Source organism: Candidatus Thiodiazotropha sp. AKAK3, from assembly GCF_058244645.1.
This window is the reverse complement of the sequence record NZ_JBSYOQ010000019.1, coordinates 42879-64673: the sequence shown is the minus strand read 5'-3', so window position 1 is coordinate 64673 and position 21795 is coordinate 42879. Positions and strand designations below refer to the sequence as shown.

At 48.3% G+C, this 21795-nt stretch carries 18 protein-coding genes; 9 read left to right on the top strand and 9 right to left on the bottom strand.

From position 1 onward, the window contains the following. Positions 1-220 precede the first annotated feature (220 nt). Positions 221-1852 carry a response regulator gene (locus tag AC4IE7_RS02755; RefSeq protein WP_490775272.1) on the top strand — a complete coding sequence of 544 codons (1632 nt, stop codon included), beginning with the start codon at positions 221-223 and terminating at the stop codon, positions 1850-1852. 33 nt (positions 1853-1885) lie between these two features. After that, entirely contained in the window at positions 1886-2545 is a 660-nt protein-coding gene (locus AC4IE7_RS02750) for a sensor histidine kinase (protein ID WP_490775271.1), read from the top strand. Positions 2546-2563: 18 nt separating this feature from the next. On the opposite strand, the gene AC4IE7_RS02745 is transcribed toward AC4IE7_RS02750, so the two are convergent. Continuing rightward, the gene (locus tag AC4IE7_RS02745) at positions 2564-4108 is read right to left on the bottom strand and encodes a hydantoinase B/oxoprolinase family protein (protein ID WP_490775270.1); all 1545 of its coding nucleotides are present in this window, start codon (positions 4106-4108) and stop codon (positions 2564-2566) included. 180 nt (positions 4109-4288) lie between these two features. On the opposite strand from AC4IE7_RS02745, the gene AC4IE7_RS02740 reads away from it, so the two are divergent. Continuing rightward, on the top strand, positions 4289-4870 hold the full coding sequence (locus AC4IE7_RS02740) for a superoxide dismutase (protein WP_490775269.1): 582 nt from the start codon (positions 4289-4291) through the stop codon (positions 4868-4870). Positions 4871-5204: 334 nt separating this feature from the next. After that, positions 5205-6482 (top strand): glycerophosphodiester phosphodiesterase family protein, encoded by a 1278-nt coding sequence (locus tag AC4IE7_RS02735; RefSeq protein WP_490775268.1) that lies wholly within the window; start codon positions 5205-5207, stop codon positions 6480-6482. Between the two features lie 46 nt (positions 6483-6528). Here the strand turns inward: AC4IE7_RS02735 and pyk are convergent, their stop codons facing one another. The 8 genes from pyk to AC4IE7_RS02695 form a co-directional block, all read right to left on the bottom strand. After that, positions 6529-7968, bottom strand: coding sequence for a pyruvate kinase (gene pyk / locus AC4IE7_RS02730; protein WP_490775267.1), 1440 nt, complete (start codon positions 7966-7968; stop codon positions 6529-6531). A 257-nt stretch (positions 7969-8225) separates the two neighbouring features. Beyond that, positions 8226-9293 (bottom strand): SGNH/GDSL hydrolase family protein, encoded by a 1068-nt coding sequence (locus tag AC4IE7_RS02725; RefSeq protein WP_490775266.1) that lies wholly within the window; start codon positions 9291-9293, stop codon positions 8226-8228. A gap of 217 nt (positions 9294-9510) precedes the next feature. Beyond that, positions 9511-9807: a hypothetical protein gene (locus AC4IE7_RS02720; protein WP_490775265.1), complete on the bottom strand. Its 297-nt coding sequence runs from the start codon at positions 9805-9807 to the stop codon at positions 9511-9513. Between the two features lie 8 nt (positions 9808-9815). Continuing rightward, positions 9816-10139 carry a sulfur carrier protein ThiS gene (thiS, locus tag AC4IE7_RS02715; RefSeq protein WP_490775264.1) on the bottom strand — a complete coding sequence of 108 codons (324 nt, stop codon included), beginning with the start codon at positions 10137-10139 and terminating at the stop codon, positions 9816-9818. Next, positions 10067-11311, bottom strand: coding sequence for an NAD(P)/FAD-dependent oxidoreductase (locus AC4IE7_RS02710; RefSeq protein WP_490775263.1), 1245 nt, complete (start codon positions 11309-11311; stop codon positions 10067-10069). Before AC4IE7_RS02710 ends, thiS begins: the two co-directional genes overlap by 73 nt. Positions 11312-11368: 57 nt before the next feature. After that, on the bottom strand, positions 11369-13228 hold the full coding sequence (locus AC4IE7_RS02705; protein ID WP_490775262.1) for an aldehyde ferredoxin oxidoreductase family protein: 1860 nt from the start codon (positions 13226-13228) through the stop codon (positions 11369-11371). Positions 13229-13245: 17 nt separating this feature from the next. Further along, a complete protein-coding gene (locus tag AC4IE7_RS02700) occupies positions 13246-13725 on the bottom strand; it encodes a 4Fe-4S dicluster domain-containing protein (protein ID WP_490775261.1) in 480 nt (159 codons plus the stop codon). A gap of 542 nt (positions 13726-14267) precedes the next feature. Beyond that, positions 14268-15164, bottom strand: a complete 897-nt coding sequence (locus AC4IE7_RS02695) for a LysR substrate-binding domain-containing protein (protein WP_490775260.1) — start codon at positions 15162-15164, stop codon at positions 14268-14270. Positions 15165-15545: 381 nt separating this feature from the next. Here AC4IE7_RS02695 and AC4IE7_RS02690 point away from each other — a divergent pair, with 381 nt between their 5' ends. The 5 genes from AC4IE7_RS02690 (at position 15546) to napF (ending at position 21784) form a co-directional block, all read left to right on the top strand. Further along, positions 15546-17378 carry an SLC13 family permease gene (locus AC4IE7_RS02690; protein ID WP_490775309.1) on the top strand — a complete coding sequence of 611 codons (1833 nt, stop codon included), beginning with the start codon at positions 15546-15548 and terminating at the stop codon, positions 17376-17378. A gap of 427 nt (positions 17379-17805) precedes the next feature. Next, entirely contained in the window at positions 17806-18249 is a 444-nt protein-coding gene (locus tag AC4IE7_RS02685; protein ID WP_490775259.1) for a hypothetical protein, read from the top strand. A 124-nt stretch (positions 18250-18373) separates the two neighbouring features. Then, positions 18374-20308, top strand: coding sequence for a type IV pili methyl-accepting chemotaxis transducer N-terminal domain-containing protein (locus tag AC4IE7_RS02680; protein ID WP_490775258.1), 1935 nt, complete (start codon positions 18374-18376; stop codon positions 20306-20308). Beyond that, entirely contained in the window at positions 20298-20954 is a 657-nt protein-coding gene (narL, locus tag AC4IE7_RS02675; RefSeq protein WP_490775257.1) for a two-component system response regulator NarL, read from the top strand. The genes AC4IE7_RS02680 and narL overlap by 11 nt, the downstream gene beginning before the upstream one ends. A 317-nt stretch (positions 20955-21271) precedes the next feature. Next, the gene (gene napF, locus AC4IE7_RS02670; RefSeq protein ID WP_490775256.1) at positions 21272-21784 is read left to right on the top strand and encodes a ferredoxin-type protein NapF; all 513 of its coding nucleotides are present in this window, start codon (positions 21272-21274) and stop codon (positions 21782-21784) included. The last annotated feature ends 11 nt before the right edge of the window (positions 21785-21795 follow it).

Genomic DNA, 21795 nt, shown 5'->3' with positions numbered 1-21795 from the left:
GCCTTGCTTTAGCGCGATTACAGAACTCTGACTGTTAGCGCATTTCTCCGCACTATCCACCAAACAGAGGTTCTCCAAACTTCGGGTTACAGTTTCGCTGCTTTCTGCCGTTCTGTTCAATGTAAACACCATCATCCAGACGTGCTTTACTATTGGAGTGCTATATTAATAAATCACGGCTCTCTCTTTTCTGCAATTCAAACAGATATAGGGCGTTTCTTTGTTTTTCAAACCGGGACTTCTTGAAAACAGACTCTACTTGGTAGTCGATGACTTCGGCGACATGCGCAGCATGATGAAAAACATGCTGATGGCTTGTGGGGTCAGAGAAATCACCCTCGCCAGAAATGGCGCCGAAGCCATCGAACAGATGGAAGAGAAACGTTTCGATGTAGTGCTGTGTGACTATAACCTGGGGCCAGGCAGAGATGGCCAGCAAGTTCTTGAAGAGGCCAAACATCGACAGCTGTTTGGTCTAGGGTGCGTCTTCGTTATGGTCACCGCGGAAAATACTCGGGAGATGGTGATGGGTGCTGTGGAGTATGAACCTGACTCCTATTTGACCAAGCCCTTCAACAAAGATCTCCTCAAGACAAGACTGGAAAAACTTATTGCCAGAAGAGAGAACCTATTGCCAGTGGAAAAGGCAATGGAGAAACGTGACTTATCCCTGGCTCTACGTATCCTGGATGAAAAAATCGACACCAAACCTTCCAATATCAATGAACTGAGAAAAATCAAAGGAGAGGTTCTACTCAACAGCGGAAAGATACGCCAGGCTCAAGAGGTTTACGAAGAAGTTCTGGCAATCCGAGACCTGGCCTGGGCACGTCTTGGCCTGGGAAAGTGTCTCTATCAGGCTCAAAAATATGACATTTCCCTGACACAGTTTCAACAACTCATATCACAAAACCCGAATTTCACGCCTGCATACGATTGGCTGGCCAAGTGCCATAAAAGCCTGAAGCAATATTCTGAAGCTCAGGAAGTTCTCAAAAGCGCGGTGAAAATCTCTCCTAAAGCAGTTCTCAGACAACAGATGCTGGGTGAGATTGCGCTACTGAACCAGGATGATCAGACAGCAGAGTCGGCTTTCTCGAATGCCGTAAAACATGGCCGGCACTCAGTCTATAAAAACCCATCTAACTATGCCAACCTGGCTAAGGTGGCTAGCAAAACTCAAACTGGGGCTGCTGCTGGTCTGGACGTCATCAAACAGATGAAACGTGACTTCAAGAAGGACGCCAAGGCCGATCTCTATAGAGCCTCTACTGAGAGCCTTGTGCATCAGGCCATGGGGAATGATGAACTTGCAAAGGCCTCCCTGGAGGAAGCCATTGCTATCCACGAAACCCTTGATCAAAGTAACTCCACAGACTGCGCCATTGAACTGGCAAAGACCTATAGCCATTTTGGTATGGAGGATAAGAGTATCGAACTGTTAAAGGACACAGTTCTCAACGACCATACAAATCAGACCCTGGTGGATGAAGTCAAGCTGACCATGGCTTCTCTTAACATGGATGAACAGACATTGGACTCTGTTGAAACCATACGTAAAGAGGTAGCCTCCCTGAACAGCAAAGGTGTTGAATTGGCCAGAAATGGCCAACTGGAGGAAGCCGCAGAATTATTAAAAGAGACCTCAACCCGAATGCCATCCAACAAGACGGTCAATCTAAATATCGCACTGGTGTTGCTGATGAGTATGGAGCGACATGGATCAAGCAGTGAAAGGATAGATGATATTAAGAGTTACCTTGCAAGGGTTGCAAGGAGCGACTCTGACAATCCTACACTACAAAAACTCTATAACAGGCTTAAAACTTCGATGACTAAAGCACCAAATTAGTTATCAGCCTGCGGCAAACACAAGAGATATGACATGAATTTTTCGGACATACTGGCATCACTCATACACGATATGAAAAACTCACTGGGCATGGTGATCAACACACTGGATGAGCTTGCTGAAGAGGAGAAGAATCATGAAAACCCAAAATTCCTCACCCTGCAACACGAATCAAAGCGACTCAACAACAACCTGATTGCCTTACTCTCACTCTACAAAATAGATAATGGACAACTCTCTGCAAATATAGAAGAGATAGATATTGAGGAGTTTCTGCACGAGATCACTGTAGACAATCAAACCATCGCAAACACCAAAGGTGTGACGATAAACTTTGAATCTGAGGATGGCTTGGTTGGCTATTTCGACGAATGGTTAATTCGTGGCGTTATTAACAGCCTGATTGGAAATGGCTTGCGTTACACTCAAAGTCAAATCGTTATCCACGCCGAAATGGTTGAGGAGTATCTTGTTCTGAGTATCGATGATGATGGCGATGGATTTCCACAAAGCATGATCGACGCCCAAACAGCATTCAATAATAAAAAAATGAGTGAAGGCCAGACACAGCTGGGGATCTATTTTGCTTCGATGGTTGCGGGTATACACAAGAATAATGAAAAAGAGGGATTCGTCAAACTTTCCAATAACCAGCATCTGAGTGGTGGATGTTTTTCAATTTGGCTGCCTTGACTGCAACCAGGTACAACCCTACTGCGTTGTAGATTTTCCCCACCCCCCACCACCAGGGGTTTCAATAGTCAGTAGATCACCGGTATCTGCTATCAGACTCACCTTGCCACCAATAACTGATTCATTGTGCCTGTTCACGCCACGGCCTCCTGAACCGCCACCGGATATACCCCAAGGAGCGTGACTGCGACGCTCGGTCAGTAGCGTTATCTGGGTTGGTGCTAAAAATCGAAAGCTGCGAATCAAGCCTTCACCACCTTTGCGGATGCCCTCACCCCCCGAATTTTTACGTAACGCATAGCGTTCGATACGTAGTGGAAAACGGCTCTCTATAACTTCGATAGGGGTGTTGAGTGTATTGGTCATATGGGTCTGCACCCCATCTATGCCACCCCCCTGTCTGCCAGCTCCCATACCGCCACCAATGGTCTCATAGTAGTCCCAGCGAAGAGCCTCATCATCACTGCCCATAGCAAGATTGTTCATACTGCCTTGACTCGCTGCAGGTATATCATCCGGCATAACCTGTGCCAGTGCCCCTAGCACCGCATCCACAATGCGGCTGCTGGTCTCAACATTTCCTGCGGCAACCGCTGCCGGCCGTCGGGCATTGAGAAGAGAACCTTCCGGCACAATCAACTCAATTCGCCTGAAACTCCCAGCACATGCTGGCGTCTGGGCAGGCATCAGACAACGAAAAGCGTAATAGACTGCAGCTGCCGCCACCGACATCGGAGCGTTTATATTCCCCTCTACCTGCATCGCAGAACCTGTAAAATCAACCACCAGCCTCTGCTGTTCTACAACCAACCTGACCCGGATCGGGATATCCCGGTTACCCTGACCATCATCGTCCATCAGATCCTCAAAACAGTACTCACCCAAGGGTATACGTTTCAAAGCTTCACCAGCCAAACGTTCAGCATAGCCATTGAGTGCTACCAGACCTTGCAGAAACCCCTCACGTCGCCACGCTTTAACCAGCCCATCCAAGCGCTTCAAACCACTCCGATTCGCACTGATTTGAGCAGCAAAGTCCCCTCTCGACTCAACAGGATTACGATTATCTGAGGTAATCTGATTTAAGTAGTGTTCATCCAGTTCACCCAGCTTGAACAGTTTGCCGGGTGGAATAATTCTCCCCTCTTGTTCGAGAGAGTTCGAGATCGGCATAGATCCCGGAGAATCGGAGCCAATATCCGCATGGTGAGCCCGGTTAACAACGAAAGCGGTCAATTGATTATCACAATAGAGCGGAGCGATAAGGGTAACATCCGGCAGATGGGTGCCCCCCATAAAGGGGTCGTTGAGCACCACCATATCCCCTTCATGCCAATCAATTCGAGAGACTATATCCGCCATGGCAAAAGCCATACTGCCAAGGTGGACAGGAATATGTGCTGCCTGAGCACAGAGTTCACCTGCCGCGTCGAACACTGCACAGGAGAAGTCGAGTCGATCGCGAATATTCGGGGAAAAAGCTGCATTACGCAGCACCGCTCCCATTTCGTCGCAAACGGCCTCCAGGCGTGAGGAAAATATGCTCAGTTCTATCGGATCCATGGATTCATCAATCAGTCAATCGAAAGTGGTATCATTCTCCCTCACAACGAACCCAGTTGCATCCCCGCCATAGCATGGATAGAATAGCCGACCATTCTACTTGGTTTTTATAAACTCCCCACCCAGGTTGACGGGGATAGTACAGAATTCGATAAAGTAACAACAAAGGAGTATTAACTCATGGCTCATGAACTACCTGCACTGCCCTATGCAATTGATGCCTTGGAACCCGTGATCTCTAAAGAGACACTGGAATATCACCATGGCAAACATCACAACACCTATGTCACCAATTTAAACAACCTGATTCCTGGTACGGAATTCGAGAGTGCCAGCCTGGAAGATATCATCATGAAGTCTTCAGGTGGTGTATTCAACAACGCTGCTCAGATTTGGAATCACACCTTCTACTGGAACTGCCTCAGCAGCCCAAGTGATGACAAAGCGCCAAGTGGTGCTCTGGCAGATGCCATCAACAGCACCTTTGGCTCCTTTGACGAGTTCAAAAAACAGTTCGCAACTTCAGGCGCAACCAATTTCGGTTCTGGCTGGACCTGGCTGGTACAGAACGAAGATGGCTCTCTGGAGATCTTCAATACTTCCAATGCCGGCTCTCCAATGACCTCCGGTAAAAAGGCGCTGCTGACAGCAGACGTTTGGGAGCACGCTTACTACATTGACTATCGTAACGCACGTCCTGCCTATTTAGAGGCCTTCTGGAAAGTAGTCAATTGGGATTTCGTTGCAAGCAATATGAGCTAAATTCTCCACTCCCGGCGCATGCCAGGAATCCTGGAGTACAGACACCATCATCCCGGCGCATGCCGGGATGATGGTGGTGCTGGGATTAGGTAGCAGTACTTATGCATTCATCTCTCGCACCAATTCTCGGAGCCGTGTTTTCGTGATATCGCAATTCCGTTACTCAGCCGTAGTCTATATCCTCTCGAACTAAATCCAATCCATATTCAACACAGCTCATTTCTTAAAAGTGTCATCTGAATGGCATCAACACGAAATAGGTTCCTTCTATTGTTGCACATCGGAACTCTGAGTTTCCGAAATAAAAGTGTAAGAATAATCTGAGGAATCGAGTATGCGACTTAATAAAAAATTCCAGGCAGTGCTATTCATCACCATAGCAATGTTAACCGTTAGTAGTTGTTTTGGCGGTAATTACAGAGACCAGAACGATGATGATAATCGATATGAAAAGGTTAGAATGAACATTGAGCTAGGCCCCCGTCCATTCTATCTGGTCGACAATATGGATGAGAGCCCGCTGAAACAAGAACTTCAGGAATGCAATAAGAAAAAATTTAAAAAGAGTGACTTCTCCATTGGACACCGTGGTGCTGCAATGCAGTTCCCTGAACATACAATGGAATCTTATGTCGCCGCAGCTCGTATGGGTGCCGGCATTGTCGAATGCGATGTAACTTTCACCAAAGATCGTGAACTGGTTTGCCGTCACTCTCAATGCGATCTGCACACAACCACCAATATTCTTGCCACACCTTTGGCGGCGAAGTGTTCAGAACCATTCGTGCCCGCAGTGATAGACCCCACTACCGGTGAAGTCATCACACCAGCCTCTGCCCGCTGCTGCACCAGTGATATTACACTGGCTGAGTTCAAGACCCTGAAAGGCAAAATGGATGCTGGCAACTCAGCTGCCACAACAGTAGAAGAGTATCTAGATGCCACACCCAGCTGGCGTACAGATCTCTACACCGCTGTCGGCACCCTGATGACCCACGCTGAAAGTATCGAACTATTCCAACAATTAGGCACAAAAATGACTCCAGAATTGAAGTCTCCAAGTGTTGAGATGCCGTTCGAGGGTGACTATACCCAGCAGGATTATGCACAACAGATGATTAATGAATATAAGGCTGCCGGCGTAAAACCGAAGAGTGTTTTTGCGCAATCCTTCAATCTGGATGACATACTCTACTGGATCGAGAATGAGCCTCGCTTTGGTAAACAGGCTGTTTATCTGGATGGCAGCGACAATCCTCAAGAGGCGACAGCCACTATCGATATGATGCCTGACCTTGCCGCACAAGGTGTTCAATATCTGGCACCTGCAATGTGGGCATTGGTAACCGAAGCACAGGGCAAAATCGTACCTTCTGAGTATGCGATCGCCGCTAAGGCTAACGGCATCGATCTGATCACCTGGACTCTGGAACGTTCAGGCCTGTTGGCCAATGGTGGTGGCTGGTACTATCAAAGCATCACAGATGTAACCAACAATGATGGCGATATGTTGGAGTTGCTGGATGTACTCGCACAAGACGTAGGCATTAAGGGAATCTTCTCTGACTGGCCTGCTACAGTCACTTTCTACGCCAATTGCAAAGGCTTGTAAACGCGCTTTGCAAAACAACACAACCTCAAGGATGAGGTTGTCTATCTCAATCCACTTCCATCACTTTGATCAAATTGGTGCCACCCTCGGTTTGCGTCGACCCGCTGGTAGCAATAGCGATATCCCCAACATATAAAAGCCCGCGCTTTTTAGCCTGCTCTATACAGAATACGATCTTATCCTCATCTGCACGACCCAGCGGATCAACAATTGGAATCACGCCCCAATTCATACACAACCGACGAGTCACTCTCGCGGAATGGGTCACAGCAAGAATCGGGCACTCCGGTCTATGTTTTGAGATCAGTCGTGAAGTAAAACCACTTTCGGTCAGACTGATAATTGCCGCAGCATGCAGTTGATCCGCCATACTGACCGCTGAGTGGCTGACCGCTTCAGTAACCACATTGGAGGTATGGGGCAGGATATGTTGTAGATATCCATACTCACGCAGTGATGCCTCTGTACGTATCGCCAGCATCTCCATGGTTCTTACTGATTCCACAGGATACTCCCCCATTGCAGTCTCTCCAGAGAGCATGATTGCAGAGGAGCCATCCAAAATTGCATTCGCCACATCACTGGCTTCAGCCCGGGTAGGCTTGGGATTTTTCTCCATCGAGGCAAGCATCTGAGTCGCGGTAATAACTGGCTTACCATTACTCACTGTAATACGAATGATCTTTTTCTGCATACTCGGCACATCGGCCAAAGGCAACTCAACCCCCATATCCCCCCGAGCAACCATAATGCCGTCAGCAGACAACACAATCGATTCGAGATTATCAATGCCGGCGCGATTTTCAATCTTGGCAATGATCGGTATATCACTCCCCTTGTCTGACAAAATCTCTCGCATTCGCTCGATTTCAGATGCCTCTTGAATGAATGATGCCGCGATATAGTCCACATCATTCTCTGCAGCGAAAGAGAGCTCCTGGAGAATATCATCACGCTGCTCTGTCTCCACTGCGGTCATTGAGAGCTGGGTATTGGGCAGATTGACGCCTTTATTCTCTTTCAGAATCCCTCCAAGCACGACCTCGCATTGAATCTCTGTATCCATCACAGATACCACCTTCAACTCCATAGCACCGTCGTCCAGTAACACCACCTCCCCTGCAGCAACCTCTTGAGTCAGTCTCTGGTAGGTAATGGAAACACCCTGTTCATCACCCACTCGCTGATCTGTGTAGAGAGAAAAACTGGCCCCCGACTTTAATTCAACAAAACCCTGTTGAATCCCCCCGGTACGTATCTCAACACCCCGGGTATCTATCATGATGGCAACTGGAATGTTGAGATTTTCAGAAGCCTGCCTGATGCGAGAGATACGCATTTTATGCTCTTGATAGCTGCCATGTGAGAGGTTCAGCCTCGCGACACTCATACCTGCGCGGATCATCTGTTCCAAGATCTCCACGGAATCTGACGCTGGCCCGATGGTGGCAACAATCTTGGTTTTACGAATGGCAAGGGTGGACATGGCAATATCCTTGTTTTTTTGTCAATCCGACCATTGTGACTCACACCACTGATATTGACTAGCCGTTTAGAAACAGCCTGCAAACAGTCGAGCTAAACCGGTCAATGCAGAACTTGTATCCTCGCCGGGGCCCTGTCCCAGCATAAGGTGCAACAAGCTTACTGTTAAACCCCACAACCAAATAGATATTGAATGGAAAAAACTGAAGCAGCTCTAAAAGTGGTTCTAAAAAAAGCAGTTCAATAACCAGACACCCTCTATAACCAGAGCGCGCTACTACACCCAGCTTTCAATGGTTTTCTTGATGGCAGGCAGACTGCTTCCGACTCACTTTTGAATCTTTTATATGCCTTGTGTGCTTTCCTGGCAAAAACTCGATGGGTTCTCTTGGAGGGATGAATACCATCCCAGAAAAAATAGGTGTTTGGTTTTTTACAAGCAGCAGGTTCCTTATCAGGCATGACACAGGAATCGTGAACATTCAGAAAACCATACTCCTCAGGAGTGGTTATTATCTCCCTGGTAATTTCATAAAGGTCCATGGTTATGATTTCAAGACCAGGTGAACTCTGCCCCAATGTATCCAAAAGGCCATCTAGTTCGGAGTTGAATTGCGCTGAGAGAATAGATGCACCCATCGCAGTACCAGGTGAAACCAGATCCAGCCTTCGGATTGCCGGAGTCAATGAGAGATCAGGTACATTTGCAACCATCACTCTCTTTGCACCAGCGCTGTGGAGTGCAATAACAGCATCTGAAATTGCACTGAGTGCAGTAGCAACAATCTCTGCACTGATCAGTCCGCTGCTATCCAGAGAGAGTGCAGCCACCGCATCCCTCAGGTCATTCCCACCAAGCGCCACAACATAGAGCGATTGCTCAGAAGCCTGCCCTTGTGCATCTGAAAAAAATGCAGCAAGTTGAGTTGCCAAATTAATATTCTGCCCATAATCCCTGGCTCTGGCACCACCAACTGCATAGTTGGTCTTCTTCAACTTACCTCTATTCTGCCCATCAAATGCCGGCCCAGCACTCTCTTTTAAATCAAGTTTCGCAGCAAATCGCTCCACCCAAGTCTCACCATTACTGAAATGGTGTCCACCTCGCGCATAGGGGGCTCCGGGTATAAGAAACTCATCCAAACTACTGTAGGGCGGTTTAATACTGACACCGCTAAGAGAGAAGGCATTGCCCGGATCTGACAAACTGTCACCAAAAACCACGACCCGGTCGAATTCTTTATCGGCAAAAGCCAGGCCGGGACCCAGCAACAGGATAAAGAAAACCAGGCACAGCAGCGCTGCTGTAGTGTTCTGTCTAATCATCTGCAGACCCCAATTGATAACGGCTCTTCCCTGTCACTTCACCGAAGTGATAACTCTCCTAGCGACATTTCTTCATGAATAGAGGCTTCGATTACAATATTGATCGAGTGTTCCCTTGAATTGCTAAGCCGACAGAGCCGTAGTGGCGAATGACTACAGAGTATAAACAAAAATGGTTCTGAAAAATCGAACCAACAACACCATTTTTAACACTTGCTCAGCCACCTCCCCGTCTAAAACAGAGCTCAAATCGTTTCAGAAACAGTGCTTTTTCCTCAACCGAGGCAGCGTGAAAGATAAAGTCGACTTGAGTTCTTGGCATTGAAAGCGCACCTATACTGAAAGCGTTTTCACTCCCCAGACGTATCTCCACAGAGAAGGATTCTGAGTGTAGAAAAATCGCTCTTCCCTGCTCTTCTTCCTGCAGCATATAGTGGCGTTTCAGTGGGGCTAAACTGCGTGAAAATTCACGGCGGGTAATCGACATCAGGCGGGACTCCTGCAACTTTTGCACAGTCCCTCTTATCCGCCAGCTACTGGTGGCCAAAGCGCAATACTGTCCCCGTCATTCAGGGCTTTTGTTGTACGCTGTGAGGGTGGCACGAAGACACCATTGCATACCACCAGGTGGGCCTGCTCTCTAGGCACCTGATACTTGTCCATCAGATCGTAGACCGTTGCTCCCGCAGGCATCCTGACCAACACACTGTGATCCTTGGCGCCTGCCGGCAGGAAGCTCATCAAACTGGCGAACAACTTAAACTCCACTTCTATCAAGGTGATACCACACAACCGATATAGGCTTCCATCAACCTGGAGGGATCTATCATCAAACGTTGCTTCCATATTCCCAAGGGTACCCGGCTACGAATCAATCCACGTAATACACCGATATGCTGCGTATGACCCAGACTGCTGGCGCCAACCAGATATTCACCATCAAATTCAAGGCGTAGATAGCGGTAGCTGGATCGATCCAACACTACTGCCTGTTCACCGTTATCGACCCCCATCCATTGACCGAATGAGGAGGAGATCAAGCCCAAGGTATCGAGTACATTCATATTCAGGCTGCCATGGTGCTCAACAGCTGTTGTAGCGGTCATGTTAATCGCAGCGAGCCGCCCATGCTCCACTGAAGTGGGTTGAATTGCCTGTACCTCATCCAATCCACTGGAGAAATCCAGGCCTTGGGCCACATCCCCGGCAGCATAGATATCAGGATGGTTGGTTTGGAAGTGTGAATTGACCACGATACCCTGCTTCGTCTCTACACCAGACCCTTCCAGAAAATCTGTATTGGCGCGTACCCCCATCGCGGTAATCACTAATCCTGCTGCGATTTTTTCTCCATTTTCCAGATCCACGAGCAGCTGATCATCCTGTTTCTCTATTTCGGTTACCCCAGTGCCGGTAATCACCTCGACACCTTTATCTTCACACCAACTTCTCAACAGGTCGCTGGCAACTTCATCCATCATCCTGGCCACCATTCGCGGCGCCTTCTCAACCACAGTCAGACGCACCCGTCTCATCACCAGTGCTTCAAGGATAATACAACCAATAAACCCGGCTCCGACCAGTACCACTGACGTATCTGGCTTGGCGCCTTCGACAATGGCCCTGGCATCCGCCATGGTCCAACAGTTGTGTACCCCGGGCAGATCTATACCCGGTATCGGTGGCTTGAATGGTGTTGCTCCGGTGGCAATCAACATTCTGTCATAATCGAGGCTTGAACCATCGGCCAACGTTATACGTTTGTTGTTTGCATCAACCTGGGTAACAGGGCCTTCCACCAGATCAATCTTTCGTTCAGCGTAATGGCTATCGCTTTGGCGTAAATAGGTGCCATGTTCTTTGATTTTTTCAACCAGCAGATAGGGAATCGCCATGCGTGAATAGGGGGGTTCATGTTCACCCCCAATCAACGTTATGCGACCCAGGGGATCTTGTTCGCGCAATGTATCACAGGCTGTAACACCTGCCGGCCCCGCGCCGACTACCACATAGTGCATTATCACTACCTCCAAATGGCTCTGCCCATAGTGGGGCAGAACCTATCAGCAGAATGATCAGATACTTCCCAGACCAAGACGCTTTCGTGTTGCATCGGTTGGTACACCCTCAGCACTCCACCCCCGCAGCTCATAGTATTCAGGCAGCATCTGATCCAGATCGTTGACTCGGCCTTTTGCCGGCCCAACATTCGCTGCTTCCTTCAATAGCCGCTTGGGAAGCGTATCGTCTGCAGCCGTGAGACCAGCCTTGAGGTTGAATTCACGCTCCATATTCCAGACACGTTCACCCAACTCCAACATGCGTTCCGCTGTCCAATCGCCTTCACAGGCGCCATCCACTTGCGGAGCAATATCCTCAAGTGACCAGGCAAAGGTGGTAAACAGACAGAGTCCGCTTGAGTCAACTGCAGCTGTCGCGTCCTGAAAGGCCTTCACCAGACCTGCTTTGCCTTCTGTTGCCAGAGGATCAGTCTTCTCAGGGATACCCAACACCTCAGAAGCTACGGTGTAACCCCGAAGATGACATGCCCCGCGATTGGAGGTGGCATAGGCCAGCCCCATACCCTGGATACCACGGGGATCGTAGGCCGGGAACTCCTGACCCTTAACCGTCATGGAGAGATCCGGATGTCCATACTTCTCACACATACGCTTCGATCCCAAACCAAGATCCTTACCAAAGCCCTCTCCACTGACCAATGCCTCAACCGCCCAAACCAGACTCTCAGCAGAACCAAACTTAAGTTCATGGCCGCCGGTTTCGGCACTGGTTATTGCGCCTATCTTGAAAAGCTCCATTGCAGCAGCAAGGGTTGAGCCGAAGGAGATTGGATCAAAGCCATCTTCGTTACAGAGAAAATTGACGTATGTCAGGGCATCCAGATCATCGACACCAGTATCTGGCCCCAGCGCCCAGGCCGCCTCATACTCCAAGCCACCTGAATTACCCCAATATTGCGGCTTATTCTCCACCGAGAAGTGACCTTTATCGATGGTTGAGATCCGCCCGCAGGCTATGGTACATCCGAAACAGCCCGCATTGGTGGTGAGATTGGGCTTACCATCACTGGCTCGTTTCTCATGCATCGCTTCACCCGATACATTTTGTGCACCCTCGAATTGAACCTCACTCATATTCCGGGTTGGCAGAGCACCCATCTCATTGATTACATTCATCAGCACCTGGGTACCGTAAGTGGGAAGACCCTGCCCGGTAACCGCATTTTCAGCAAGAACCTGCTTGCCGGCGCCAACCGCCTGCATGAACTTTGCGGGATCTTTGATATTGCCCACACCAAGCGTACCGCGTACTGCAACCGCTTTAAGATTCTTGGACGCCATCACCGTACCAACCCCGGAACGGCCAGCAGCACGATGCATATCGTTCACCACCGCTGCGTAGAGACAACCCGCTTCAGCTGAGCGACCGACAGCTGCAATGCGCAGCATCGGGTCTTGGTGGTGTGTATGCAACCACTCATCAGTTTCCCAAACACTGGTTCCCCAAATCTCATCAGCAGGAAGCAGTTGCGCCTTGTCGTTAACCAGATAGAGATAGACCGGTTTCGGGGAACGACCTTCAAAGATAATCATATCCCATCCGGCATTGTGCAGTTCGGCGCCAATGAAACCACCTGAGTTGGAACAGGCGATACAGTTCGTAAGCGGACCCTTGGTAACCACCGAGTATCTGCCTCCGGTGGCGGCCATGGTTCCGGTTAGAGGGCCCGTCGTCATAATCATCTTGTTTTCCGGACTGAGCGGATCAACTTTCGGGTCGATCTCTTCTACCAGGTATTTGCTCGCCAATCCGCGCTGACCCAAATATTCCTGAGCCCATTCCATGTTGAGCGCTTCCACAACACAGCTGCCTTGCGTGAGGTTAACCCGTAATATTTTGCCTGACCATGCCATATAACTAACCCCCTCGGTTACGCTGTAGCTGAATTGCCAGCATCAGTTTTGCCTGCCCATTGACGCATTTTTTCAAATCCGGTCTGATCCGCATCCACATAGGTAATTGCGGCTGTAGGACACGCCTTGGCGCACGCCGGATCACCACCGCAAAGATCACATTTGATGACTTTACCCGTAGTGGCGCTGTAGTTGACCGTACCGAAAGGACAGGAAATGGTGCAGACTTTGCAACCGACACATAGCGAGTCACTTACGACTTTAGCGCCGGTGTTTATATCCAGGGTGATTGCATCGACCGGACAAGCCTGCATACACCAGGCCTCAGCACATTGAGTGCAGGTATAGGGTACAAAACGCCCTTCATGATGAAAGGTAAAGACGCGTATTCTCGATTTTGAGGGATTGAATATCCCCTCATTTTCGTAGGAACAGGCCATCTCACATTGAACACACCCTGTGCATTTATCCGCGTCAATTAGCAGGGATCTCTGCATGCTTTTATTCTCCTTCCCTCATGAGATACCTGACTGCAGCAGGCATAACATTTCAGGTTGAATCTTTATTGCAAGACAAACAGCCACCGATTATCTTGCCGATTGGTGTTAATTACAGCGGCCCACAAATCTCTTGCATGCACACTGTCTCGAATTGGTATTGAAATAAAAAAATGCTCACACACTGCTGATTGGGTAATGATGTTTTTCTCTACATTTTCAGGCAGGTGTAAAGCCAAGACTAGTAGGGAAAATTTTATTCTACAAATATTTTCAGAGCACTTGTTTTGCGCGTCACTTGTGAAGAAAAATAGTGACAAATAGTAACCATAAAGCCTATCTGAATGACAAAATGTCACGATTATGGAGGTTTTTTGAAGAAGCCATGAGGAGCAGACTGATGTGAGAAGAAGCTACTGGTTTTAGCTCTTCCACTACCGTTTGGCGATATCAAATAACGATAAAAACAGCATCGACCCCAACTGACTATCTGACATCAAGAGAGCAGTTATAAAGAAAGGCACCAGCAGATGAATATCGGCTCATCTTGCACGTAACAATGAGATAAAAGCCTCTGCTGCGTCATTATTCAGATTAGAACGAGTTCGAGCGATCCACAACGTCCGTTTAAGTCGCAATCCCTGGATCTTTATGTGGTAGAGAGATCCATCTCCAAGGCCATCATCTACAGCAAACCTGGGAAGAAAACTGACATATCGTCCATGCTGTAGCATCTCTACGATCGTATCAGTTGAACCGACCTCCATCTTCACAGCCAGTGAACCGACACCGATACCCATAAGTGCTTTATCCAGGGTTATTCGCATCGAAGAGCGAGCCTCTCTAAGCACATATTGCTGTTTTTCCAGTTCGGTTACAGGCAACAAACCACAATCCCATAGAGGATGCCCAGGGCCGCACACCAGGACCAATTCATCATCCAGCCATTTCTGAACCAGTATCTCCGGGTGATCCGGCGCTTGCTCAAGTAGTGCAAGATCAGACAACCCAGTAGCCAGACGTCGCTGAATACGCCTGGAATATCCCATTCGGCTCTGGATAGTGAATTGAGGATATTGCTCAGCAAAACTGATTAGCAGATCGGGCAGAATGTGTTCACCAATGGAAAAGTTAACTTCGAGACGAAGCCTGTTCCGCCCGAAAGAGAGGGAATCGAGATCATCTACCAATGAAGCCTGGTGATCGAGCACCAGACAAGCATAGGCATAGACCCTTTTTCCTGCGTCGGTAAGCTCGAGATGTCGACCCTCCCGTTGCATCAATGTCACCCCGTAACAAGTATCCAAACTACGCAACCGTTTAGTTACAGCGGGCTGTCCGACATTAAGCACCTGAGCCGCGGGTGAGACACCACCACGCTCAACCACCTCTTTGAGGGTTGCAAGACTGTTCATGTCAGGCAGGCTTCTATATTCCATATAGGAATATTAGTACATTTTTATTTATTTGAACATAAGGCCGAAATAAGGCAATATGCGCCGTCTTTCGCTGGCTGTAATTGCGAACAGGCCTGCCTCTAAATTTCAATGTAGTGCAGCTTCATTTCCAAGCAGGAATGATCAGACCCCTTGCAATACGACAGCAAGCGGTTTGTTTTATGCCTTTTCCAGCCCGACACATCAGAGCAACCTCATGGAGAATGACGAGTGAATGCAGTACCGAGTACACCACAGATAACGCCAGAAAGGAGCCGTTTATCTAACAAGCAGCTGATCGCCGGAGCACTATTTCTAGTGGTTGCGCTGTTCCTTGCGAACTTGGTACCAACTATCGAAATTGCCTGGGTCAGTGTGATCCTGATGTTGACCATCTACCTGTTTGCCTTCGAAGTGGTTGCCGTGGATGTGGCTGCCGCGAGTATCATGGTACTACTCGGTCTCTCAAGTCTGTTAGCGCCATTTATGGGTCTTGAACAGGGCTTGGTAGACAACCAGCATCTATTTGACGGCTTCTCATCCAACGCCGTGATCTCAATCATTGCGGTAATGATCATCGGTGCCGGTCTCGACAAAACCGGCATTATGGGTAGTGTTGCCGCCTTCATTCTGAAGGTTGGCGGTACGACAGAAGGCCGGATTATTCCCATTATTTCCGCAACCGTTGGATTCATATCTTCCTTCATGCAGAACGTCGGTGCTGCGGCGCTGTTTCTACCCGTGGTATCACGCATCTCCGCTCGTTCCGGTCTACCCATGTCACGCCTGCTGATGCCTATGGGCTTCACCGCAATACTCGGCGGCACCATGACCATGGTTGGTTCAAGCCCACTAATCCTGCTGAATGACCTGATTCTGACATCTAATAAAGCGCTTCCTGCCGAGCAGCAGATGGAGACATGGGGCCTCTTCTCCGTCACTCCGATCGGGGTTGCCCTGATCCTCACCGGCATCCTCTACTTCGTTATAGCCGGCCGCTTTGTCTTACCAAAGACCAAGAGTGAAAGCAGCACCAGCGGAACAGATCCAATGCAGTACTTTCAGGACGTCTACGGCCTTTCATACCATCTCTCCGAAATGGTGGTCACAGATGGCAGTGAACTGATCGGTAAAGAGCTGGATGATGTTGAGACCCGTTTTCGGGTACGCATCATTGCCACTAAAATCTCTGGAGAGGCCAACCGCATCGGCCCCGGAGCTTTGGCCCGAGATGTCGCCATTCAAGCTGGGATGGTGCTCGGCGTGGTCTCCGATCCCGACTCCCTGGAGAACTTCAGATCAACATTTAATCTAAAGACGCGTAAAACCCTACGCACCTTCTCCAACGACCTCTCTGCCAATCGTGCAGGTATTGCTGAAGTGGTTATTCCACCTGGTTCCTCATTGATAGGAAAAAGTGCTCGTGATGTGTGGATGCGTAAAACCTACGGGCTTGCCATGATCGGTCTGCACCGCAATGGCGAAACCATGCGCGAGGGCGAAGACATTCGTAACATGCCATTCATGGCGGGTGATACGCTGGTGGTTCACACCCCGTGGGATGTCCTGCCGAGAATTGAAAAAGATAAAAACTTCGTCGTCGTCACCACCGAATATCCCCATGAAGAGCTGCGTCCTCATAAGATTGGTTGGGCAATGTTCTTCTTTGCAGTCGCTCTATCGATGGTTCTGTTTTCAGATATTCGCCTATCCGTTGCTCTGTTGACAGGCGCCATGGGTATGGTGATCTCCGGTGTACTTAATATCGAAGAGGCTTATGAATCAGTCAGCTGGAAAACAGTATTCCTCTTGGCGTCACTGATTCCACTCGGTTTAGCGGTCGAAACCACAGGTACTGCAAAGTGGATCGCTGAACAGGTGCTGTTTGTGGTTGGTGATATGCCTATCTGGGTCATACAGCTTGCCGTCGCAGTGTTGGCGACTTTCTTCACACTGGTGATGTCTAACGTAGGCGCTACAGTGCTGCTGGTTCCATTAGCGGTTAATATCGCGATCGGTGCTGGAGCCAACCCAGCTGTGTTTGCTCTCACCGTTGCTATTGCAACCTCCAACTCCTTCCTTATCCCCACACACCAGGTTAATGCTCTGATCATGGGGCCAGCGGGCTACCGTGTCGCTGACTTCATGCGTGCCGGCGGCATCATGACTGTGCTTTTTCTAGTTGTAATGATGCTGGTAATGAACCTGATCTTTTAGTCTCGTATCGACTTCAGGAACCCCAGAACAAGTAAACTCCACGACGAGCCACTGATCCATATCAGTGGTTCGCCAGCTGTGCATTGATACGCTCAACCCTCCCGCCTGTGAGTTTCATCGACAAGCCAAACCCGCTCCTACTGCCTGAGATTGATTTCTGCTAAGACGACTATTAGGGCCTGTTAACACAATCTGCAGTAACTATTGGTCAATAGTCATATTCATGAATTTCAACAAAACCGAGGAAGTTTGTAGCGCAACAGGAATTTAAGTACTATTCACCCACCGGTTAGCATATTTATTTTTTCACTATTCAATTGGGATTGATGGGGATCAAATCAATAACCAACCATCAAAAGTGATAGACTCAAAACTGTCAAAGCCGTAAGTTCTAATACTCAACTAAATAGCACAAACCAACCAGTCAATGACAGAAACCCGGGTCATCAAACGTTATAACGCTTACTACAAGGGCTGGTGCCTGGCATTTGGCGAACACTCTGCCGAGTATGGCGATGAGCGTGATATAAGTTGGCTGTATGGTGAAGATCGTGTCGGTTTAATCTTGTCACCAAGACTGCTCAAAAAAGCCCAGCATGAGCTACTGGGGCACCATCAAATACTCCCCAATCTGCAACTCTCCAACCATTCTGTAGCTTTCAATGCTTTCGACTATTCACTGCAAGATGAAGTCGATATGAAGAATATATTGAAATTCAAAAAGTTTCTGCTGGAAGGTAAGGAGGTGCATATGTTCCTCTGCAGCCACCTGATCTACCCTTCAAAGACCCGAATACTTACCTTCTCAACTCAAAAACCCATGATCATCATGTACAAAGAGATGCAGCCACTTAAACTCACCATTAAGTAGCGTAACGCACCGGGTAGAATCTTCCAGGATAATCGTAATTACAAACTCCTTGAGCTATAGAAGCCATAGTCAGACAATAAAATAGTAATGGCTATTTGCCTAAGACCAATCAGGAGACCATGAAGTGAAACGCTCATTGCTACTCCGGTTCGGTACCGTCATCACCATACTGTTCATTTTGGCAGTATCCAGCATGATCAGTTCGATGATCATTGCCGAAACAGCTGAAGGATACGCCGCTGCCATCAACCAGGCGGGAACGCTTCGCATGCAATCCTATCGGATTGCCAGCAGCCTGGCAGACGACAAAACCACCGATCTCTATCATTCCAGCGACAAATCCAGACTTTTAGTGGATGAGTACAACCAACGTCTGAACAGCCCACGAATACAGGACGTACTGGCCAAAGGCACAGGTAGAGAGGTTAGAGAGAGCTACCTCAGGGTTGAATCCCTCTGGCGGGAGCTAATGCTGCCAAATCTGATCGACTACCTGAACCTTGCCACTATGCCACAAAATTCAGTCTCTGAATCTGCAGATATCAACACCAGCCGTCAAACCTATCTCACTGAGGTGGACAAGTTCGTAGATGACATCCACCTTTTCGTGGAAGCACTGGAAGTTGAAGCCGAACAGAAAAACCAGCAACTGAGGCTGATTCAGATCATCTTGCTGACACTGACCTTCCTGGTGGCGCTGGTAAGTCTCTACCTAACCAAGATTTACGTTTTAAATCCTCTACGCAACCTTCTCTCTTGTGCCAAGGCTGCCCGTCATGGAGATTTTTCTGTCAGAAGCAAGTTTCTCAGTGAAGATGAACTTGGACAACTCGGCCAGTCATTCAACTTGATGGCTGACAACCTATCTTTGATATACAGAGATCTGGAATCCCGTGTAGAGGAGAAAACCAGAGACCTGGAGCAGAGTAACCGCACTCTGGAGCTACTCTATTCCACAACCAAGCGTCTCAGCGATTCGTCACTGAATGAGCAGGTACTGATTGCAGTAATACATGATATCGAGGCGCTACTTGGTGTTAACAACGGCACCATCTGCCTGGGTCAGCCTGGGGACAGACAGGCCTACCGATATGCGTCAACCAGAAAGAACGACATCCTCTTTCGAGATCACGATCAAAACCAGTGCGCTACCTGTTTAGGTGAAGGTGAGACTCACAGCTTTCAATTTTTTGATTTTGAGAGCAACAAAAAAATCAACATATTTTCAACTCCTGTACGAGACAAAACACAGCACTACGGGGTACTGATGGTTGAACAGACTGACACTGAAGTACTGGAAGAGTGGCAAGCCCGTTTGCTTGAAACTGTAGCCAGCCATATCGCACTGGCTATCAATGTCGCTTATAAAGATATGCAGAATCGAAAATTATCGTTAATGGAAGAGCGTAGTGCTATTGCTCGAGAGTTGCATGACTCTATCGCACAGTCACTATCATACTTAAAAATACAGGTCGCTCGATTAGAGAAGGCAATTCATGATGAGCAGAGCAAAGATGATGTGCTATTGATCAGCTCAGTCTTAAGATCTGCACTCAATGGCGCCTATCGCCAACTGAGAGAGCTGCTCACCACATTCCGTCTCAGAGTCAGCGATTTAAACCTGGGCAATATCATTGAACAAACAGTAGATGAGTTTTCCAGCCGTTCCGGCATCCCGATCGAATTCTTAAATGACATGGGGAACTGCCAATTTACACCTAATACAGAGATTCACATCATCCAGATTATCCGTGAAGCGCTTTCAAATGTAGTTCGTCACGCGAATGCCACTCAGGCCAGAGTGAGTATGCAGTGCAACCAGCAAGGAGTGGTTATAGTCAACATTGAAGACGACGGCATCGGTATCAATGAAGATAGTGATATGATGCAGCACTACGGTCTACCTATAATGAAGGAACGTGCTGAACGTTTGGGAGGCCAGTTGCATATCAATGAATCGACCATCGGCGGAACTCAGATCAATCTCGTATTCAGCATCACAGATGTCTCGAAGCGGGAGTCTAATCGCTTTTTCAGTGAGCAATTGAATGATGCTTGATCAAGAAAAATATACCCTCATCTCAATCGACGACCATCCGCTATTCAGAAAAGGCGTCTCCGATTTGATCGATATGGACCCTACTCTTGAACTGATCGGTGAGGCTGCAAATGGGGAAGATGGTCTCCTGTTGGCCAAACAATTTAATCCTGATCTGATTCTGCTGGATATCAACATGAAGGGGGTAAGCGGCCTTGAAACTTTGAAAGCAATCAAGAGTCTCCAGCTCGATTCACGCATTCTCATGCTCACTGTTTCAGATAATGAAGAGGATGTTTTGACTGCATTGAGAAATGGTGCAGATGGTTACCTTCTGAAAGATATGGAACCTGAGGATATTCTCAAATCGATCAGTAAAGCAGTCGAAGGAACTGTCGTCATCAGTGAGCATTTAACGCAATTACTGGCAAAGGCTCTAAGAGAAGACAGTAGGCTGGATGATCAGCCCTCAATGCCAGACCTTACTACCCGGGAGAGAGAGATCCTGCAACATATCTCCCAGGGACAAAGCAACAAACAGATCGCCACCAAACTTGCCATATCCGAAGGCACAGTCAAAGTGCATGTAAAGCACTTATTGAAAAAGCTCCATCTACACTCCCGCACTGAAGCTGCTGTCTGGGTTTTAAACCAACCGAAACCCTAGTGCCTGTTAAGGGCACCTCTATTAATTGCTTGTGCACTTAACAAGCTTTGCTGAAACAGAGGCGATCAACAACTGAGTGAATCGTCTGGTCTCAAAGCCTGCTTACCCATAACGAATTAGCAACTACTCACATTGAGGTATCAGTCGTTACCAATAAATTGGTAAAGCATTGATTTATCTATATTTTTCTACTATTTTTTAGCCTCTCATTTGATCAGAATCAAAGCGCTTGGCATGGGCAAGTGAAACACTCTCGAGAAGAGTTAAGCGGCCACTATTAAGCCACTCTCATTAGCTTTAGCTCGAGGTTACAACAGTTGCTAAGAAATATTGACAGATCACAGTTTTTACGCGGTGACCTGCGCGGTCGCCAGCGTGAGATCCGCCCCCCCTGGTCACAACCTGAAGCATCATTTACCGATCTTTGTCAGCGTTGCAATGACTGCATGGATGTCTGCCCGAGTCTCATCATCAGCAAGGGATCTCGCGGCTTTCCAAAAATCGATTTTTCTCAAAACCACTGCACCTTTTGTGGTGATTGCGTAAAGGCATGCCAACACCACGCCCTGAGTTTCACTACCGATCCCAACATATCGCCCTGGAACCTGGAAGTAACCATCAATAACGGCTGTCTTTCACAAAATGGGGTGGTCTGCAGAAGCTGTGGAGAGATCTGTGAAGAGTCGGCAATCCGCTTCAAACTTGAGACCAAAGGGCGCGCCACACCGATACTCAACAGACAATCTTGCAGCGGATGCGGGGAGTGCATTTCAGTTTGTCCCAATCAATCTATTTCCATTCTGCCCGGAGCGCATCCACAAGCGGCCTGACAGAGCCACGT

Bases quoted from the DNA above. Each gene is read 5' to 3' on its own strand.
- AC4IE7_RS02750 (WP_490775271.1), top strand. From the start codon at position 1,886: ATGAATTTTTCGGACATACTGGCATCACTCATACACGATATGAAAAAC.
- AC4IE7_RS02745 (WP_490775270.1), bottom strand. From the start codon at position 4,108: ATGGATCCGATAGAACTGAGCATATTTTCCTCACGCCTGGAGGCCGTT.
- AC4IE7_RS02740 (WP_490775269.1), top strand. From the start codon at position 4,289: ATGGCTCATGAACTACCTGCACTGCCCTATGCAATTGATGCCTTGGAA.
- AC4IE7_RS02735 (WP_490775268.1), top strand. From the start codon at position 5,205: ATGCGACTTAATAAAAAATTCCAGGCAGTGCTATTCATCACCATAGCA.
- pyk (WP_490775267.1), bottom strand. From the start codon at position 7,968: ATGTCCACCCTTGCCATTCGTAAAACCAAGATTGTTGCCACCATCGGG.
- AC4IE7_RS02725 (WP_490775266.1), bottom strand. From the start codon at position 9,293: ATGATTAGACAGAACACTACAGCAGCGCTGCTGTGCCTGGTTTTCTTT.
- thiS (WP_490775264.1), bottom strand. From the start codon at position 10,139: ATGGAAGCAACGTTTGATGATAGATCCCTCCAGGTTGATGGAAGCCTA.
- AC4IE7_RS02710 (WP_490775263.1), bottom strand. From the start codon at position 11,311: ATGCACTATGTGGTAGTCGGCGCGGGGCCGGCAGGTGTTACAGCCTGT.
- AC4IE7_RS02705 (WP_490775262.1), bottom strand. From the start codon at position 13,228: ATGGCATGGTCAGGCAAAATATTACGGGTTAACCTCACGCAAGGCAGC.
- AC4IE7_RS02700 (WP_490775261.1), bottom strand. From the start codon at position 13,725: ATGCAGAGATCCCTGCTAATTGACGCGGATAAATGCACAGGGTGTGTT.
- AC4IE7_RS02695 (WP_490775260.1), bottom strand. From the start codon at position 15,164: ATGGAATATAGAAGCCTGCCTGACATGAACAGTCTTGCAACCCTCAAA.
- AC4IE7_RS02690 (WP_490775309.1), top strand. From the start codon at position 15,546: ATGTTGACCATCTACCTGTTTGCCTTCGAAGTGGTTGCCGTGGATGTG.
- AC4IE7_RS02685 (WP_490775259.1), top strand. From the start codon at position 17,806: ATGACAGAAACCCGGGTCATCAAACGTTATAACGCTTACTACAAGGGC.
- narL (WP_490775257.1), top strand. From the start codon at position 20,298: ATGATGCTTGATCAAGAAAAATATACCCTCATCTCAATCGACGACCAT.